At 43.4% G+C, this 19,433-nt stretch carries 14 protein-coding genes; all 14 read left to right on the top strand.

Features of this window, described 5'->3' with window-relative positions:
• Window positions 1–242: 242 nt before the first annotated feature.
• The 14 genes from U0033_RS15995 (at window position 243) to U0033_RS15930 (ending at window position 18,921) form a co-directional block, all read left to right on the top strand.
• Entirely contained in the window at window positions 243–1,790 is a 1,548-nt protein-coding gene (locus tag U0033_RS15995; protein WP_083571466.1) for a GH39 family glycosyl hydrolase, read from the top strand.
• A 121-nt stretch (window positions 1,791–1,911) separates the two neighbouring features.
• On the top strand, window positions 1,912–4,344 hold the full coding sequence (locus U0033_RS15990; protein ID WP_072359412.1) for a glycoside hydrolase family 95 protein: 2,433 nt from the start codon (window positions 1,912–1,914) through the stop codon (window positions 4,342–4,344).
• Between the two features lie 17 nt (window positions 4,345–4,361).
• Window positions 4,362–5,285, top strand: a complete 924-nt coding sequence (locus tag U0033_RS15985) for a glycoside hydrolase family 43 protein (RefSeq protein WP_072359410.1) — start codon at window positions 4,362–4,364, stop codon at window positions 5,283–5,285.
• A 94-nt stretch (window positions 5,286–5,379) separates the two neighbouring features.
• Window positions 5,380–6,360, top strand: coding sequence for an aldo/keto reductase (locus U0033_RS15980; protein WP_072359408.1), 981 nt, complete (start codon window positions 5,380–5,382; stop codon window positions 6,358–6,360).
• A 21-nt stretch (window positions 6,361–6,381) separates the two neighbouring features.
• A complete protein-coding gene (locus tag U0033_RS15975) occupies window positions 6,382–7,212 on the top strand; it encodes an aldo/keto reductase (RefSeq protein WP_072359406.1) in 831 nt (276 codons plus the stop codon).
• A 122-nt stretch (window positions 7,213–7,334) separates the two neighbouring features.
• Window positions 7,335–8,651: a sugar porter family MFS transporter gene (locus U0033_RS15970; RefSeq protein ID WP_072359404.1), complete on the top strand. Its 1,317-nt coding sequence runs from the start codon at window positions 7,335–7,337 to the stop codon at window positions 8,649–8,651.
• Between the two features lie 125 nt (window positions 8,652–8,776).
• Window positions 8,777–9,121: a cupin domain-containing protein gene (locus U0033_RS15965; protein WP_072359402.1), complete on the top strand. Its 345-nt coding sequence runs from the start codon at window positions 8,777–8,779 to the stop codon at window positions 9,119–9,121.
• Window positions 9,122–9,152: 31 nt separating this feature from the next.
• Window positions 9,153–9,650 (top strand): ferritin, encoded by a 498-nt coding sequence (locus U0033_RS15960; protein WP_072359400.1) that lies wholly within the window; start codon window positions 9,153–9,155, stop codon window positions 9,648–9,650.
• 207 nt (window positions 9,651–9,857) lie between these two features.
• Window positions 9,858–10,487, top strand: a complete 630-nt coding sequence (locus U0033_RS15955; protein ID WP_072359397.1) for an RNA polymerase sigma-70 factor — start codon at window positions 9,858–9,860, stop codon at window positions 10,485–10,487.
• A 94-nt stretch (window positions 10,488–10,581) separates the two neighbouring features.
• Window positions 10,582–11,652, top strand: a complete 1,071-nt coding sequence (locus U0033_RS15950) for a FecR family protein (RefSeq protein WP_072359395.1) — start codon at window positions 10,582–10,584, stop codon at window positions 11,650–11,652.
• 293 nt (window positions 11,653–11,945) lie between these two features.
• Entirely contained in the window at window positions 11,946–15,572 is a 3,627-nt protein-coding gene (locus U0033_RS15945; RefSeq protein ID WP_083571464.1) for a SusC/RagA family TonB-linked outer membrane protein, read from the top strand.
• 33 nt (window positions 15,573–15,605) lie between these two features.
• Window positions 15,606–17,243, top strand: a complete 1,638-nt coding sequence (locus tag U0033_RS15940; RefSeq protein WP_072359666.1) for a SusD/RagB family nutrient-binding outer membrane lipoprotein — start codon at window positions 15,606–15,608, stop codon at window positions 17,241–17,243.
• A gap of 79 nt (window positions 17,244–17,322) precedes the next feature.
• The gene (locus U0033_RS15935; RefSeq protein ID WP_072359665.1) at window positions 17,323–18,351 is read left to right on the top strand and encodes a sialidase family protein; all 1,029 of its coding nucleotides are present in this window, start codon (window positions 17,323–17,325) and stop codon (window positions 18,349–18,351) included.
• A gap of 60 nt (window positions 18,352–18,411) precedes the next feature.
• A complete protein-coding gene (locus U0033_RS15930) occupies window positions 18,412–18,921 on the top strand; it encodes a DinB family protein (protein ID WP_072359393.1) in 510 nt (169 codons plus the stop codon).
• Window positions 18,922–19,433: the final 512 nt, after the last annotated feature.

The raw sequence follows: 19,433 nt of genomic DNA, 5'->3' as shown, positions 1-19,433 counted from the left end.
TAACCATTCCGTGCCAAAAATTATCATAACTTAATAATATAATTTATCATATTACAGTAGTAACCAATATTTTGTGTCTTCCCTTGTATGGTAAATAAAAAGCTGTATATTTAATATCATATTGTCTTTTGTATAGTTATACATTAGTAATACTGATTCTGGAACCCCGGCCGCCAACAGGCACCCTATGAAAAACTAAGGCCATAAACCAGGGGAACCAAGTACTAAAGAACCCTAATCGTATGGAAAGAAGAAATTTTTTAAAGCAGGCAATGATCACTGTGGCAGGCAGTGCAATATTGCCAGGAACAGTGAAAAGCATGACTTTATGGGAAGAACAGCCTCCGTTTATTATTGATGCGAAAAATCCTGGAAAATTCTTTGATCCACACTGGAACAAAGGTATTGGTGCCGGAAGGGCCAATGATGCTTCGAGACCTGTATGGGGAGACCAACTAACCATTGCTGCTAAAATCTGTGGCTTTAAGTATGCCCGTTTCACAGGCATTTTTCATGATGACATGAATGTGTATAATGGCGGAAGCTATAACTGGACACTTGTCGACGATCTGCTTGACAAAACGCTCAAAGCAGGCGTGAAACCTTTCATTGCTTTTAGTTTCTTTCCAAAAGATATTGCCGGCAGCGACGCTACTGTGTTTAGCTGGAAGGCGAGGGTGGTGCCCCCTACAGACTTCACAAAATGGAATGACCTGGTAACCGAATTTACCAAACATATTGTGGGTAAGTATGGTGAGGATGAAGTGAGCAAATGGTATTTCGAGGCATGGAATGAACCCGATCTGCGTACGTTCTGGGAGGGTACCAAATCACAATATTTTACTTTATACAAAACAACTGTTACTGCTATGAAGGCGGTTACACCTAAGTGTAAAGTTGGCGGACCTGCTACCAGCGGGCTTTCTGGCGATACACAAGGGGCATGGCTGGATGAGTTCCTGGGTTATTGTAAACAGGAACAGCTGGCTGTTGACTTTGTTACAACGCATCCTTATCCGGCTGACAGTGCCGGTAAGCCCAGGGAACTGGGGGCGACTGCCAAAGACCTGGCAGCTTTGCGGAATACAGTGAGCAGGAATTTTCCACAGGCAGAAATATTCGTGACCAAATGGAGTACAAGTCCTGTGGCTTCTGATGCGGTACGTGATGACCTGCCAGCTGCTGCTTTCATTGTGAAGGAGAATGTGGATTCCATCGGGTTAGTTACCGGTATGTTCTATGGTTCTTTTATTGATGGACCTGAAGAACTCAAAGATACCTTTCATGGTGGCCAGGGTCTGATGAATGCCAGTGGTATTGCAAAACCAGCCTTCCATGCATATCGTATGTTAAATGCATTGGGAGAAGAGTTATTATATAATAAGGATGGCATCGTTGTGACTCGTCATAAAGATTCAAAGAAGATCACTGCGGTACTTTATAATATCCCGGCTACTGTGACAAGTGGGGTGTCTGGCAGAGACCAGGCAGGTGTTAATTCCCTGAGATCTCAGGGAGATACAAAATTATATTCATTCAAAATTCAAAATATACATCCTGATGCCCGCTTTAATGTGGATTGCCTGACGAAGGAAGATGGCAATGCCATCGTTCAATGGACCAAGGCCGGAAGTCCTGACCCATTAACCAGAGACCAGGTAGAAATCATGAAGCAGGTGGGTATGAGTGTGAATGGAGAACAGGTTTTATCCAGTGCAACCGGTGTGTTGTATATAGAAAAGAACCTGGCACCATGGGATGTAGTATTAGTTGATGAATTGCCTAAATAGAACAATTCCTGTCTTTATTTCGTGCGAAAAATGAAGGCAGATCTTAGACATTTAGACGTTCATCCATTTTATATTGTCAATTTGACAATATGGGTTATTTTTATACGCATATCCATGCGTTATGAAAAAACTATTTCTGCTATTCAGCAGTCTGTTCGCCTTACAAGGCTTTGCCCAGCAATCTGGTCTTAAACTCTGGTACCGTCAACCAGCCGGAGATGTATGGACAGCTGCATTACCTGTCGGCAATGGTCGTCTGGGTGGAATGGTCTATGGCAATCCTGCTCATGAAATCATTCAGCTCAATGAATCCACTGTGTGGACGGGTAGTCCGAACAATAATGACAACAGGGATGCTTTGGCTGCATTGCCGGAGATCAGGCGACTGATTTTTGCTGGTAAACAAAAGGAAGCACAGGAGCTGGCTGCCGAAAAAATGCAATGCAAAACCAGCAGCGGGCAAATGTTTCAGCCGGTAGGGAACCTGAATTTATCGTTTCCTGGTCATGATCAGTTTTCTGATTATTACCGGGAACTGGATCTGAACCGTGCTGTGGCTACTACACGTTATACCGTAAATGGTGTGACGTATACCCGCGAAGTCTTTGCCAGTGTGCCTGCGCAGGCCATTATTGTTCAGCTGAGCAGCAGTAAGGCAGGCAGTCTGTCATTCAGTGCTTACTTATCCACACTGCAATCAAATGCACCTGTGAAAGCAGGGGCTGATACTTTGTCTGTTCATGGTATAACCAACAGTCATGAGGGTGTGGATGGAAAGGTGGTATTCCATGGGATCTCGAAGATCGTAACCAATGGAAAACTCACACACAATGATACGGCGATCACGGTGAGTGGGGCCACTACTGCATTGATTTATATTTCTATTGCTACCAATTATATCAACTACCAGGATATAAGCGGAGATGCGGTAGCAAAAGCCCGCGCTTATTTAAAACAAGCCGGTACCAAAGGGTTTCCTGCATTATTACAGGAGCATGTAGCAGCTTATCAGCATTATTTTAAGCGGGTATCTATTGATCTGGGCACATCGCCGGCAGCAAAAGAACCGACTGATGTACGGTTGAAAAACTTCGCACATACTTATGATCCGCAGTTCGTAGCATTGTATTTTCAGTTTGGGCGTTATCTGCTCATTTCCTGTTCACAACCTGGTGGACAAGCAGCCAACCTGCAGGGCATCTGGAATGCGGAAATGAGACCGCCATGGGACAGCAAGTACACGATCAATATTAATACTGAAATGAATTACTGGCCGGCAGAAAAGGATAATCTGCCGGAGATGCATATGCCATTGATTCAGATGGTGAAGGAACTATCTGTGACTGGCCAACGTACTGCGCGGACCATGTATGGTGCACGGGGATGGGTAGCTCATCACAATACCGACCTGTGGCGGATTGCAGGGCCTGTAGACAGAATATTCTGGGGAGTATGGAGCATGGGCGGTGCCTGGCTGAGCCAGCATTTGTGGGATCGTTATTTATACAATGGTGATACTGCGTACCTGCGTGATGTATATCCTGCAATGAAGGGTGCGGCAATGTTTTTTGTAGATGACCTGGTGGAGGATCCCCTGCATCACTGGCTGGTGATCAATCCCGGCACATCTCCTGAAAATGCGCCGAAGATCAGGCCAGGCGTATCTTTTGATGCAGGTACTACTATGGATAACCAGATTGTATTCGATGCCCTGAGTGCTGCTATCCGCGCTGCTAATATTCTAAAACTCGATGCTGCTTTTACTGACACTTTAAAACTGGTAAGAAGTAAGCTGCCACCAATGCAGGTGGGGCAATATGGCCAGTTGCAGGAATGGATGGAAGACCTGGATAATCCGGAGGATCATCACAGGCATATCTCTCATTTATATGGTTTATTCCCGTCTACGCAAATCTCTCCTTACAGGCATCCTGAATTATATAGTGCAGCAAATACCACTTTGCTGGAGAGGGGAGATGTATCTACCGGCTGGAGCATGGGCTGGAAGGTCAACTGGTGGGCAAGGTTACAGAACGGTGAACATGCCCTTAAACTGATCAATAACCAGTTATCACCTGTAGGAGAGCATGGTGGCGGCACCTATACGAATCTCTTTGATGCACATGCTCCTTTTCAGATCGATGGCAATTTTGGTTGCACATCTGGTATCACGGAAATGCTGATGCAGAGCCATGATGGAGCCATCCAGTTATTGCCTGCATTGCCTGCGGAGTGGAAGCAGGGCCATGTAAACGGACTGAGAGCAAGAGGAGGATTTACGATTACAGCACTGGAATGGAAGGAGGGGAAAGTTGTGAAACTGAAGATACTTTCTACTTTAGGTGGTAATTGCCGGATTCGTGTGCCAAATGTCTTGAAGGGAAAGGGTTTGGTAACAGCGAAGGGGGAGAATGCCAATCCTTTTTACGAGGTGGTGGAAATTGCAAAGCCGATTGTAAAAGATGCTTCTAAAGTTTCTCCTATGCAGATTGTTCCTACTCAATTATATGATTTGCCAACACAAAAGGGCAAAGAGTACCTACTCACAAATTAATTGCTTATTTTTTTATTATGGTCAAACGTACATTATTATCATGCCTTTGCATGCTCCTGGCTTTCGCCGGCATGTCTCAAAACGTTCACCTGTTCGCGTATTTCAAGGGAAATGGTGAAGATGGGTTACATCTTGCTTACAGCAAAGATGGTTATAAATGGTCTGCTTTAAAGGGGGATTCTTCGTTCTTAACACCTACTGTGAGTAAAGATAAACTGATGCGTGATCCCTGCATCATCAGGGGAGGAGATGGATTATTTCACATGGTGTGGACGGTGAGCTGGAATGATAAAGGCATTGGTTATGCGTCATCAAAAGACCTGATCCACTGGTCTGCACAGCAATTCATTCCCGTAATGGCAAAGGAGGATAGTGCCCGTAATTGCTGGGCACCGGAGATCACTTATGATGCAGTTTCGAAGACTTATATGATCTATTGGTCTACGACTATTTCAGGTAAGTTCACAGAAACGGCGGCTACCAAAGAAAGCGGGTATAATCACCGGTTGTATTATGTAACTACGAAGGATTTTAAAACCTGGTCAGCTACCAGACTTTTATACGAACCGGGTTTCAATGTGATTGATGCTACGATTGTAAAAGAAGGCAAGCGTTATATGATGGTGATGAAGGATGAAACCATTGAACCAGCTGCGAAGAATCTGCGACTGGCATTCAGCAATAAATTAACGGGTCCTTATACAAAAGCAGGTCCGTCTATCACCGGTAAATACTGGGCAGAAGGTCCTACTACGCTGAAGCTCGGCAATACCTGGCTGATCTATTTTGATAAGTATACGGAGCATAAATATGGTGCTATCAGTTCTACTGATCTGAAAGAATGGAAGGATATATCAGCTGAAGTGAGTTTGCCGAAAGGATTGCGTCATGGTACTATCTTCCAGGTGACAGCAGCTGAGTTCAAACTATTGCAACAATAAATAGCTGTTTCAAACTATCTTTAAAAATAGGATGCATTCAAAAAGAGTGCATCCTATTTTGCTTTTATTTTGTATAACTCCAAATTTAATGACAATGAAATACAGGAAATTAGGCACTACAGGAGAATCGTTATCTGCAATCGGACTGGGCTGCATGGGAATGAGCCAATCATATGGTGTTCCCGATGACAAAGAATCTATCGCAACATTACATCGCGCACTTGAACTGGGTATTAACTTTTGGGATACTGCGGATGTATACGGAGATGGGGAGAATGAGCGACTCATTTCCCAGGTATTGGTACCCAATCGTGACAAGATCTTTATTGCTACCAAGTTTGGTTTCAAATCGCTGGGTCATGGCAAACAGGGTTTCGATGGTTCGCCGGCATATATGAAAACTGCTGTAGAGAAGAGCCTGCAACGCCTGCAGGTAGATCATATTGACCTTTATTATGCACATAGAGTGGATCCCAATGTTCCTATTGAGGACACGGTAGGGGCAATGGCAGAACTTGTGAAAGAAGGGAAGGTGAAGTATATCGGCCTTTCAGAGGCATCACCGGCTTCCATTCGTAAAGCCCATGCAGTACATCCTATCACCGCCTTGCAGAGTGAGTATTCATTGCTCACACGTAATGTGGAGAACGAGATACTGCCGCTTTGCCGGGAGCTGGGCATCACTTTTGTGCCATTCAGTCCACTGGCCAGGGGTTTAGTAACCAATACCCTGGATGTAAGCGCATTGCCTGAAGGTGATTTCCGCAAAGGTATTCCCCGTTATCAACAGGAATTTGCGGAGAACAATGCAAAACTGGCAGCAGGGTTTGCTGAATTAGCTGCCGGTAAAAATGCAAGTCCTGCACAGCTGGCACTGGCATGGGTATTGGCACAGGGTGAAAACATCATTCCGATTCCAGGTACCAAGAAGCGGAAATACCTGGAAGAAAATGCAGGGGCAGTGGACCTGGAACTCACAGCAACAGACCTTTCTGCGCTGGAGGCATTATTGAAAAAGTATCCGGATACCGGCGCCAGGTATACGGAAGTACAGGAGAAAATGGCGAATAATTAACCCAATTAAAAAGCACAAATAATGGCAACAACGTTTAAGCTCGGAGGAACATTAGAAATAAACCGTCTTGGTTATGGAGCAATGCAATTAACTGGTAAAGGTGTATTTGGAGATGTGGATGACCGTGAGAATGCAAAGAAAGTATTGCAGGCAGCTGTAGCTGGTGGGGTAAACTTCATTGATACAGCGGAAGCATATGGTCCGGATACGAATGAAACGCTGATTGCGGAGGCCTTGCATCCTTATAAACAAGGAGTAGTCATTGCTACGAAAGGAGGTTTCGTACGTCCGGGACCGGATAAATGGGTGCCCAATGGTAAACCTGATTTTATCAGGGAAAATATTGAGGGTAGTCTGAAACGACTGAAGGTAGATACTATCGACTTGTGGCAGTTACACCGTATAGATCCGAATACGCCTGTGGAAGAGACGTTGCAGCCAGTAATTGAAGCGGTGAAAGCAGGTAAAATCCGGTATGTAGGTTTATCAGAAGTGACGGTAGACCAGATTAAGCAGGTGCAGCAGCTATTACCTATTGTATCCGTGCAAAACCTGTATAACCTGGGTGAAAGGAAATGGGAATCGGTGTTGGATTATACCACTGAGCAGCACCTGGCATTTATTCCCTGGTACCCGCTGGCATCTGGTCCGGGTAAATTGGCGAATAAGATCAAGGAGATTGCTGACAAGCATCAGGCTACGACTGCGCAGATTGCGCTGGCATGGTTGCTGAAGCGGGCAGATAATATCCTCCTGATTCCGGGAACCAAGTCAGTGGCGCATCTGGAAGAAAATCTGAAAGCAGCGGATGTGAAACTGACAGATGAAGAATTTGAAATTTTGTCAAAATAAAGTTGGCCGCAGGCCATTTTAAACTGATCCTCAGGCCCCTTGGTTTGAGGATCAGTTTTTTATAAAGAAAAAATCAAAAAAGCATATTACATTTATTTTTTTAACCACGTTACTCAGTCAATATGCTTTCTTATCCTGTACGTATCGCCCTGATCGCTGCCCTGGGCGGCTTTCTATTCGGCTTTGAAACAGCCGTTATTTCAGGCGCGGAAAAAACCATCCAACAATTATGGGCACTTGATTCATTCTGGCATGGCTTCACGGTGGCCGCCAGCCTGATCGGCACAGTCCTGGGTTCGCTGATAGTGGGTAGACCAGCCCGCATTCTCGGCCGTAAAAAAATTCTTTTAACCATTGCCGTTATTTTCGTGATTTCATCTATTGGCTGTGCTTCTGTATCTGCCTGGATCTTATTTGTATTCTTCCGTTTTACCAGCGGGTTTGCAGTAGGTGCCTCCTCAGTAGTAGGGCCAATGTATATTTCCGAAATAGCACCGGCAAATCTCAGAGGCCGGCTGGCAGGTATGTTCCAGCTGAACATTGTGGCGGGTATCTTTATCGCTTACCTGACCAATTTCCTGTTTGTGGGTTTAGGTGATCATGCATGGCGCTACATGCTGGGTATTATGGTGATACCTTCTGCACTGTTCTGGATTTTACTTCGCACTATTCCTGAAAGCCCCCGCTGGCTGATCCTGAATAACCGTGAGGCAGAAGCAGTTCCTATTCTGAATCGTTTGAAGGAAACTGATGTTAACGGTGCGATCCAGTCTATTAAAGAATCTGTGCAGTCACACCAGGAAAAACTGTTCCAGGGCAGGTATATGAAACCTGTGATGTATGCGGTGTTACTGGCGATGTTCAATCAGCTTTCCGGTATTAATGCGATCCTGTATTATGCACCGCGTATTTTCGAGATGGCGGGATTTGATCAGACCAAGGCTTATTTGCAGCCGGTATATATTGGTGCTGCGAATCTCCTGTTCACTTTACTGGCGATGACGGTGATTGACAAATTTGGTCGTAAGACGCTGATGTTAATTGGTTCAGTGGGCATGATCGTGTTCCTGGGCCTGACGGCATATGCATTTAAGGATGCGCATGCAGCGAACAGTAATGTGTTGATCTACCTGATTGGGTTTATTGCCTTCTTTGCATTCTCCCAGGGAGCGGTGATCTGGGTATTTATTTCAGAGATCTTCCCCAATTCAGTGCGTTCACAGGGCGGTTCACTGGGTAGTTTTACACACTGGATCATGGCGGCGATTATCTCCTGGACATTCCCTATTATCGTAGAAGGTAGTGCGAATGGCGGGTTTTATTCATTTGTGTTCTATAGTGGAATGATGTTGTTGCAGTTGGTATTTATTCTGAAGATGATGCCTGAGACAAAGGGTAAGTCATTGGAACAGATTCAAAAAGAGCTGGGAATAAAATAGTCATCAAATAAAGTCAGTTAAAAGCCACTTTTGCCGAAGGCGGAAGTGGCTTTTTGTTAGAGCCTTGTGGGGGTTGGAGAATTTTCGTTAAATTAGAAATATTAACATTTCTCAACTAACAACAAATGGCGGACCTGTCTGTTTTCTATAAATTAGATGCTGATATTGCATGGCAACCAACCGATCCCGGCGTAAAGCGGAAGGTCATGGCCTACAGTGAACAGCTAATGATCGTGAAAGTTGCTTTCGAGACTGGTGCCATTGGCACATTACACGCGCATCCACATTTACAGATGTCTTATGTGGAAAAAGGAAGGTTTGAGGTAGAGATTGCCGGGCACAAGAAAATATTACAAACAGGAGATGTCTTTTCAGTACCTTCTGAGGCGGTGCACGGGGTAGTTTGCCTGGAAGAGGGGGTATTGATAGATGTGTTTAATCCCATGAGAGAAGATTTTTTACTTAGATAATCAATTGTTTATCACCTAAAAGCGAATATTTATGTTGTCACAAAGAATGCAGGAAGCGCTGAATAAGCAGGTATTAATGGAGGCGCAGTCGTCACAGGCTTACCTCGCTATGGGTAGCTGGGCAGACATTCAGCCAGGTCTGAAAGGAGTTACAAAATTCTTCTTTAAGCACAGTGACGAGGAGAGAATGCATATGCTGAAACTGATCCATTATATAAATGAGCGCGGAGGTTTTGCCATTGTACCTGCATTGGCTCAGCCGGTTCTCACGTTTCCTTCCCTGAAAAAGGCTTTTGAAGAGCTGTTTGCGCATGAAGTGAAAGTGAGTGAGGGGATTAATGAGCTGGTGGATATCTCATTACAGGAGAAGGATTATGCTACGCACAATTTCCTGCAATGGTATGTAAATGAGCAGATTGAAGAGGAAAGACTGGCACGTGAGTGTAATGATAAACTGGAGCTGATTGGAGACGACAAATCTGGTCTTTATTTGTTCGATCGTGACATTATGACGATGGAGCAGGAATAATAAGAGTATAACTCATTGATACAGAGAGAGGGAAGTAGTCCGGGTCGGGCTGCTTCCCTCTCTTTTTTTTATGTCAATTTGATACCTGTAAATATTAATGTATCGGTATTAATATATATTATAAATAATTAATTCAGAAAGATTTATTATTTTTATTTGCCATATACTTTTACTACATTGCTGTCTGAAATATAATGAAAAGTTAGAATGCAAAAAGAGGTTAATATAAATGATCTATGGGAGCGTTTCACAAAAGGGAGCGACGCCCGGTCATTTGAGGTTTTATTTCACGAATTAAACCCTCGCCTCATAAAATTCTGCACACTGTACGTTCATTATCAGCAAGTTGCTGAGGAAATAGTTTCTGATGTTTTTGTAAAATGCTGGATGGATAGGGTGCAGATGCAGGTAGTTGAGAAGCCGGAAACCTATCTTTTTATTGCGGTAAAAAACCAGGCGTTGAATTACAATAAACGCTTTTCCAGTATACAGGTTGTAAACATTGAGGACCATGATGGTGGGGGAATTCTGATAAATGAGGCCTCGCCGGAGATGGAACTGGAGAAGAAGGAGTTGATTTTCAAAATGGATCAGGCAATAGGAACACTACCACGGCAATGTGGAATTATATTTCGGCTCATCAAGGAAAACGGTATGAAATACAAGGAGGTAGCTGAGATTCTCAATATTTCTCATCGTACTGTACATACACAGATGCTCCGGGCTATGAAGAAGATGAGTAAGGCGATGGATCCTTATTTGAAGAAGACAAACAGGCAGGCGACAGACAATCTTATTAGTACTATATTAGTTTTATTCATATTTATGGGTAATTAGGACTTGGAGATATATGTTAAAATTTTTTTTAAAGCTTGTACGCATATTACCATTAAAAAATTGTCCTATATACAAAGGGTTATTCCAACGGACAATGAGCGATCGTTTTTTTGAAATGGTTATAAAGGACCTGGTTGGTGACATCACACCTCAAGAAGGCCAGGAACTACAAAATATAATGCGTGAGGATACTGTCTCAGCAAGGCAGTATGACATGTTCCGTACCTATTGGGCGCAGAATCACACTGACTATATAGACGGGCGCAGGCTTTTTGAAAATGTGCAGATGAAGATCAATGAGCTGGAAAATGAAGCAGGTACACCAGTCATGCAACGGCAGATGAAGCCAGTACATAAAACAGGTCGTGTACGCTGGATGGCGGCAGCAGCATCTCTGGCACTTCTTATTTCTGCGGGGGCTACATATTATATATATATGCGTGATGTCATGATGCAAAAGGTGACTGCCAAAGGGCAGAAATCCACTTTTATCATGGAGGATGGTACGAGAGTTACACTTAATGCGGACAGTAAACTAGAATACAGTAAAGACTTTGCAAGTAAAAACAGGGAAGTATACCTGACAGGGGAGGCGTTCTTTGATGTTCATGCGGATCCACAAAAACCTTTTATCATCCATACTTCCAAAATGGATATCAAGGTATTGGGTACTGCTTTCAACGTAAAATCTTATCCGGACGATGCTTCTTCTGAAGCTACACTGATTAAAGGGGCGATAGAGGTTACCGTGACTGACAATCCATCTGAGAAAATAATTTTAAAGCCTTCTCAGAAGCTGGTGCTGACAAACTTTGACTCCACAAAGAGGAAAGCTGTCAGCATAAGAGATTTAACACCTAATGTACCGAGTGTACCCAGCGTAACATCCATGACTTACCTGAATGACAAAAAGGATTCATCGGTAGTAATGGAAACCAGCTGGTTACAAAACAAACTGGTATTTCAGGATGAAGATTTTGGAACACTGGCTAAGAGAATGGAGCGCTGGTATAATATCAGTATTCACTTTAACAGGGTAGGTTACAGACAGTTAAGGTTTACAGGTGTTTTAGAAGGGGAGACGATTGCAGAAGCACTGAATGCATTGCACCTGACGGAGAACTTCAATTATAAAATTGAAGATTCAACAATCGTAATATATTAAAGAACAACCAGGTAAATCAAGAAATTCCTTTCATAAGTAGTGAAAGGTGAGATGAGGACCCTATGCCGATGCCTATGATGTATAATACCTATGGAATCGCACTTTCATTTCACCAGAAACAAAGTAAAACAACTAAAATTTTGTCTATGGGAAAAGAAAGCGATTACTACTGAATAAATGCGGGGATCATTTAAATATTCCCCGCTGAAAGATGACTTATTCCAATAAAATAGCAGGCCTTTTCGCACGAGTACTGCCGTTTTAACACTTTTATCACCTTTAACATCTAAGTTATGAGTTTTTATGTACGCCCCAGGGGCGTCAAGATCCCTTACGGGCTTTTAAGGCCATTGCTGATTTTACAACTAACGTTAGGGTTCATCCTATTCCTGAATCTGCATGTAGTTGCAAATGTTCTATCCTCAAAAACGATTACACTGAACCTCCGCTCTGTAGAATTTAAGGAGGTGCTTTCTATTATCGAACACCAGAGCGATTACCGCTTTATGTTCAGCAACAGAAATATCCCTAACAAAAGCAAAGTGGATATTAATGTGAAAGATGCTCAGATCAACACTGTGATGGATATGATCCTGGATAATTCAGGTTATACCTATCAGGAGCTGGCGAACAATCTGATTGTGATAGTGCCTAGAGGTGAGAGGATCACGACTGTGAAAATCACTGGTAAGGTATTGGATCAAACAGGTGAAGCGCTGATCGGAGCTTCAGTGAAAATCAAAGGAACTTCGGATGGGGTAGCTACAGATGAAAATGGTGGTTTTACGTTAAGCGTGCCTGACGATGCAATTCTCGTGGTATCATACGTAGGTTTCAAAACACAGGAAGTTCCTGTGAATGGAAAGACTGCGCTGACTATCACATTGCAGCCTGCAGACAAAATGATCAACGAGTTTGTAGTAACGGCGCTGGGTATCAAGAGGGAAGAAAAAGCCCTCGGTTACGCGGTATCTACCATTACATCTGAGCAAATTAACGCTGCTGGTAACACCAACTTTGCTTCCGCCTTATATGGTAAGGCGGCAGGTGTGAAAATCACTACTGCTCCGGGTGGTGCTACCAGTGCCGTTAACATCCAGATCCGTGGTGTAAACTCACTGAACTATAGCACCCAGCCACTGTATGTGGTAGACGGTGTGCAGATCCGAAACAATAACGAATCCGGTGGTGTAGGTGGTAACAACGGTGGTTATTGGGATGATCCACGTATCCGTGGTAATGGTATTCTTGATATCAACCCTGCTGATATCGAAAACCTGACTGTATTGAAAGGCGCGAGTGCGACAGCCTTGTATGGTTCTGATGCATCAAGTGGTGTGGTGGTAATCACTACCAAGAAAGGTCAGAAAGGCAGAGGCCTTGGTGTAGATGTAAACTACTCGACTACACGGGAAAACATCGCTAACCAACCTCAATATCAAAACACTTATGGCCCGGGTTACTATAGAGCATTGAACGTTTCGAATGGTTCAACTGAAGATGGTTGGGTAAAGTATGGTAATGATGGAACTCTCCGACCTTACTTCAGAGCATGGGGCCAGTTTGGTCCTAAGATGGATGGTCAGATGGTGCCTTGGTGGGATGGCTCTATGCACCCATTTTCACCCCAGCCAAACAACTATAAACAAATGTTTCAGAAGGGATACAATTCAAGTTTGAATGTATCCCTTTCGAATATGAACGAAAAAGCAAATTATCGTTTCTCTTATACACGTAGTGATTATAAAGGTATCCAGATTGGAACCAAGCAAGGTAAAAATACCTTCAACCTGAATAGTACTATCAAGCTGCATAGCAAAGTGAGCTTAGATGTGGTGGGTGGTTATGTGAATACAACTGTAACAAACAGAGCCCGACTGATGAACCGTCTCTTCGATTCATTCGATGGTTTCTTTAGCCGTGCAGAAGATATGGCGGTGGTATTCGATAAGTACAAAACAAGTAAAGGTTACAAATGGGTGCCTTATGATAATACCCAGCTCAATCCGGATGAAGCGTTGGTGTTCAACATCCGTCCGGAACTGCTGAACTTCCTGTGGTATCAGCTAAAGAATAATGAAGTTGAAAACCAGGACCGTTTATTATCCAGTGTTACCCTGAACGTTGATCTCGCAAAAGGTCTGAAACTGCGTGCCAGAGTAGGTAATGACTTCACCAGTATCAATACTGAAGAGAAAGAATATAACGAATATCCAATCGCGTTCAATACTACCCAGAGTACTGGTAAGTATGTGGTAACTAAAAACCGTTATGCTATCGTGTATACTGACCTGTTAGCTACCTATGCTAATGATCAGACAAAGGTATTCGGTTATAGCATCAGCGGTGGTTTCCAGAGCCGTCAGGAAAGTTTCACCGACCAGCAGTCTGTAACGAATGGTGGTCTGGTAACTGCTAACTGGTTCTCTCTGAGTAACTCTTACGCAGCACAGACTACATCTGAAGGACGTAGCAAACTCCTGAAATACGCTTTCCTGGGTATTGCTAACTTTAGCTATAAAAACTATTTGTTCCTGGAAGGTACTGCACGTCAGGAGTCTTCTTCTACACTGCCTCCTGCCAGCAACACTTATTTCTATCCTTCTGTGAACTCTTCATTCATTTTCACAGATGCGTTTGAATTGCCAAAATGGTTGAGCTATGGTAAGATCCGTGCATCTTATGGTATGGTAGGTAACGCGCCTCCACCATATGAATCTAACATCCTGTATACACAGAAACCACTCTCCACTACTACAGGTTCTGTACCTGTACTGACAGCACAGAATGCTTATGGTAATGCGAACCTGAAGTCTGAGAAGAAAACAGAAATGGAGTTTGGTATTGAAACCAAAATATTTCAGAATAGAATTGGTGTAGATATCTCTGTATATAACAGTAAGGTAAGAGACCTGCTGATGCGCTTGTCTACTGCTGCATCCAATGGTGCGCTGACACGTATCACAAACGTGGGTGAACTGAACAGTAAAGGTTTGGAAATCGCTTTCAGTGCTAATCCGCTGAAACGTCCAAAAACTAACTGGAATACCCGTATGAACTTCGCCTTCAACAACTCTAAAGTTGTGAGCCTGGCAGACGGTGTTGACCAGATTACATTCAGCAGAAATGGTGACTCCTACTCCCTGAAAGTAGTTGCAGAAAAAGGTCAGACTATTGGTAACCTTTATATGTATCCACTGGCTACAGATGAAAAGGGTAACAAACTGGTGAACGACCTGGGTATGTATTATGTAGACAAGTCAAAATATGTGAAAGCTGGTAACATCCTGCCTAAGGTAGTAGGTGGTTGGTCCAATACTTTCAGCTATAAATCCCTGACCCTGGATCTGACTATCGACTATCGCTTTGGTGGTGAGATCATGTCTATGCCACAGAAATATGGTACTGCAGCGGGTATGTGGGAATCAACGCTGAAATACAGAGATGAAGCACATGGTGGTTTACCATATTATGTAACTGCGCAGGGTGTTTATACCCAGCTACCTGGTCACAATTCAGTTGCTCCATATGGTAAAACATATCATGATGGTGTGATTCTGCCTGGTAAGATGAAAGATGGTACTGACAATACTAAGATCGTTCAGGCAGCTGAATACTATTACAGAGTCTATACTGCTGATAACAGCGGTTATAATGGTCCTGCTGTTATGAAAAACAGTTATATCAAATTCAGAGAGGCTGTACTGAGCTACAACCTGTCAAGAGGAACCGCGATGAAACTGCATATGCAGAATATCCGTTTGTCATTGATTGGTAGAAACCTGTTCTACTTCTACAGAACATTGAAGAACCTTGACCCTGAAACCACTGTTGGTCAAAGCTGGATCAACCAGGGTATCGATGAAGGCTCTACAGGTGCGACCCGTAGTATTGGTTTTAGTTTAAATGCAAGTTTCTAACTATTCTGAAGACCAAACAAACAGACAATGATCATGAAGAAATATTTGTTACATATAGGTTGTGTTATTACGCTGGCCATTACGATGTCTGGTTGTAAAAAGCAGCTGGAGGAATATTATACAAATCCTGATAAAACGACTAATCCTACTATTGAGAAATTATTTTCCTCAATGATGGATAACAACCGTGTTCGCCCCCAATACTGGGATCTGCGTACTTTGCAGTTAAACCAAATGGGTAAGTATTGCCAGAGTACTGCTTTCGTAAATGCAGTGGACGCTTATTCCCAGAATGATAGTTATATCCAGGATCGCTGGAATGACTTTTATACACCCAACAACACGAGTACCAATGCGAATAATGACCAGTCAGGATCTGGCCCTATAGCGCAATATCGCACGATGCAGCGTTTATTCAGAGAACTGCCTATCGATGAGCGTCCAAACATGGAAGTGTTTATGATGGCAGGTAGAGTATTGTTACTGGATCAGGCTGCACAGATGGTAGATATGTTCGGTGATATTCCATACTCTGAAGCAGGTAGCCTGGATTTATCTGCTACCATCTCCAATCCTAAATTTGATTCACAGGTTGAAGTGTATGATACCGTACTGACGCAGTTGAAGGAAATGGCAGACTGGTTTGCAGCTGCGACCCTGAATACCGTAGCAACATCTGCTTTCACTAACCAGGATTTTGTGAATCATGGTAGCCTGAGCAAATGGCGTCGTTATATCAACTCCCTGCGTTTACGTTATCTGATGCGCCAGTCTTTTGTAAATGAAGACAGGGCAAAGAGTGAGATCCAGGAAATATTGGCCAATCCACTGCAGTATCCGCTGGTGGATGGGGATGGTGTAGGTGACAACTATAGCCCATATAATACTGACGTTCTGATTTTCCCGCTGACAAACTATACCAACAACCTGAGCAATGCATTTACTGAAATCCATGCACATGCAGCGCCTGACTATATGTTGAATACAGTGATGTTGCCGGTGAATGATCCACGTATTCCGATGATGTTTGATAAGTGGGGCAATACTGTTAACAAGGTGTTTTATCCGAATGCTCAATTCAGGGCGATGTCTCAGCAATGGACAGAAACAGAACAGAATGACAGTATCAACTACTTTTCTACTATTGACTCTACCACTTACCGTTTCAACTCTCACCTGCCAGGTATCATGATGAGTGCAGCTGAAACCAACTTCCTGAAAGCAGAAGCTTTTGAGCGTTGGGGATTATCCGGTGGTACTGCTGCTGCGAGTTATAACCTGGCTGTTCGTCAGGCTGTCGCGCTGGCTTACTACCTGCACGCTACGAATACTACCCAGTATGAGTCTCTCACACAGCCATCTACAGCTGATGTAGATGCATTTATGGCCAAAGCTGCAATTGCTTACACAGGTACTTCCCAGGAAAAACTGGGTAAGATCTGGACACAGAAATGGTTAGCATATGGCTTTACCCAGTGTGGACAGGCATGGGCTGAATACCGTAGGACCAAATATCCACAGATTACGATTTGGCAGGCTACCGACGGTATTTATGTATTACCTCCAACGAGGTTCACTTATCCGGGTAGTGAGAAGGGTTATAACACAAGTTATAAAGATGTACAGTCAAAAGATACCAGAGACACTAAAATCTTCTGGGATGTAAAATAATAACCGCACTTATAATTTAGATGGTGGAAGGCCGCAAGGATTTTTATCTTTGTGGCCTTCCTGTTTTTAAATGAATGCTATGAAGAAAGGGTTATTGTCATGTTTATTATTCAGTAGCTTATTGCCCCTGATGGCGCAGCAAAAGGCTAGCCTGGTAAGAGAGGAAATGGTGATGGAAAAGCCTCCGGTGCCGGCGGCGCATGCTTCTACTATGACACAGCTGGCAGATGGCCGGTTAATGATGTCGTGGTTTGGAGGCAGCCGGGAGAGTGCAAAGGATGTATGTATTTATACCGCAATATATGCGAATGGTAAATGGTCTGCCCCTGTGGTGGTAGCTGATGGAGTGGTGAATGATTCCACCAGGTATGCGGCCTGGAATCCGGTGCTATATACTAATAAGAAAGGGGTGTTGTTATTATTTTATAAGGTAGGACCTAATCCACGGGAATGGTGGGGGGTAATGAAGACTTCTAAAAACAATGGCAAAACCTGGTCTAAGGCCCTCGCATTGCCGGATAGTATTTTGGGGCCTATTAGAAATAAGCCTGTTTTATTGTCAAATGGGTTATTGCTGCATCCTTCCAGTACGGAAAGCCTGGATGAAAAGAGCTGGCATGTACATGTAGAGTTTTCTGATATAAATGGAAAGCATTGGAGACGCGTAAACCTCGATTGCGATACTTTTGGTGTGATACAACCTACCATACTTTTTCATCCTGGCAATAAGCTCCAGATGCTATGCAGGAGCAGGCAGAATGCGATCGTGGAGAGCTGGTCTGCAGATAATGGGGTGACCTGGTCTCCGTTGAGAAAACAGGAGATGCTGAATCCTAATAGTGGTATTGATGCCGTTACACTGAAGAGTGGACTGCATGTGCTGATCTATAATCCGGCAGTGAGTGGAAAAGACTGGTCCGATGGCAGGAATGAGCTGCGGGTAGGTGTCTCAAAGGATGGGGAACATTGGGAAGATGTGTATGAGCTGGAAAAGCATCCGAAAGGAGAGTTTAGTTATCCGGCGGTGATAGAAGGGAAGAATGGAGAGATACATATTAGCTATACATATGATAGGAAGAATATTAAACATGTGGTCATCAGGTTATAAAAAAAACGCCCCAACCGGGGCGTTTTTTTTAGTATACTTGTTTCAGTAAACGATTAATTTATGAGCCAGCAACTTGAAGTCTGGATGCGCGGCCCCATTGCCGGCATCCCCTCCCTGCTCCAACCCGTAGCACATGCACTCCTGCAGGCACAGGAAGAAATTCATGCTCACCTCAAAGATTTCCCTGCATCTAAACTATGGGATACCCCCTTCGACTGTGCTTCTGTCGCTTTTCATCTTCAACATATCAGGGGTGTGCTGGATCGTCTTTTTACCTATGCGGAATCCAAATCTCTCACCGAAGCCCAGCTGAACGATCTTGCTGCTGAGGGCAAAAAGCAGGCACATATTTCATTACATTCCCTGCTTGCTGCACTCGATGCACAGATCACGATTAGTCTTGCCAGATTGCGGGCCACCGAAGAATATGCACTTGCTGTACCCCGCGGCGTTGGCAGAAAGCAAATTCCCACTACACTCGGTGGTTTATTATTCCATTCAGCAGAACATACAATGCGTCATACCGGCCAGTTACTTGTTACAATAAAAATCTTAAAGCATCAGTTATAACGTTAATGGACATATTATGAATTTCACGTGCTTTATGTCTAAGCGCCTAATTGTTAATGAATTTTAAACATTGTTAACACAATTTAAAACTCGGCTTATCAGTTTTGGATTGTGAAAAACTTCTCTATTTTTACTACCGGTTAGCTATTCGGAGGCACTGAACAAAGAACTGATGTCGTATTGGAAAGTAGCAAAGTAATAGATAAAGCTTGTAGACAGTATATTATTAATCAACGTTATTGAACTTGTAAGTTACATTGTTTTTAATCAGTCATTTTAACCGAACTAAAATCTAAATGGAGATGATGATTGAATCTGCGTAATACCTGCCAGTTTATTTTCAAACAATATGTGCGGATTGAAAGACCGATTACTGTGTGAGTACTGTTATTGATGTGTCGAACTAAACTAAAAGCTTTTGTCCACTGCTATTAGCAGCTGTGACAAGGGAATTTCATGTATCATTTTAATTGCAACTGTAAGCGCTGAAAAAGCTATTCGGCGTACAGGGA

The organism is Chitinophaga sancti (assembly GCF_034424315.1).
In the GTDB taxonomy this organism is placed as follows: domain Bacteria; phylum Bacteroidota; class Bacteroidia; order Chitinophagales; family Chitinophagaceae; genus Chitinophaga; species Chitinophaga sancti.
This window is presented reverse-complemented; position numbering and strand designations above follow the sequence as displayed.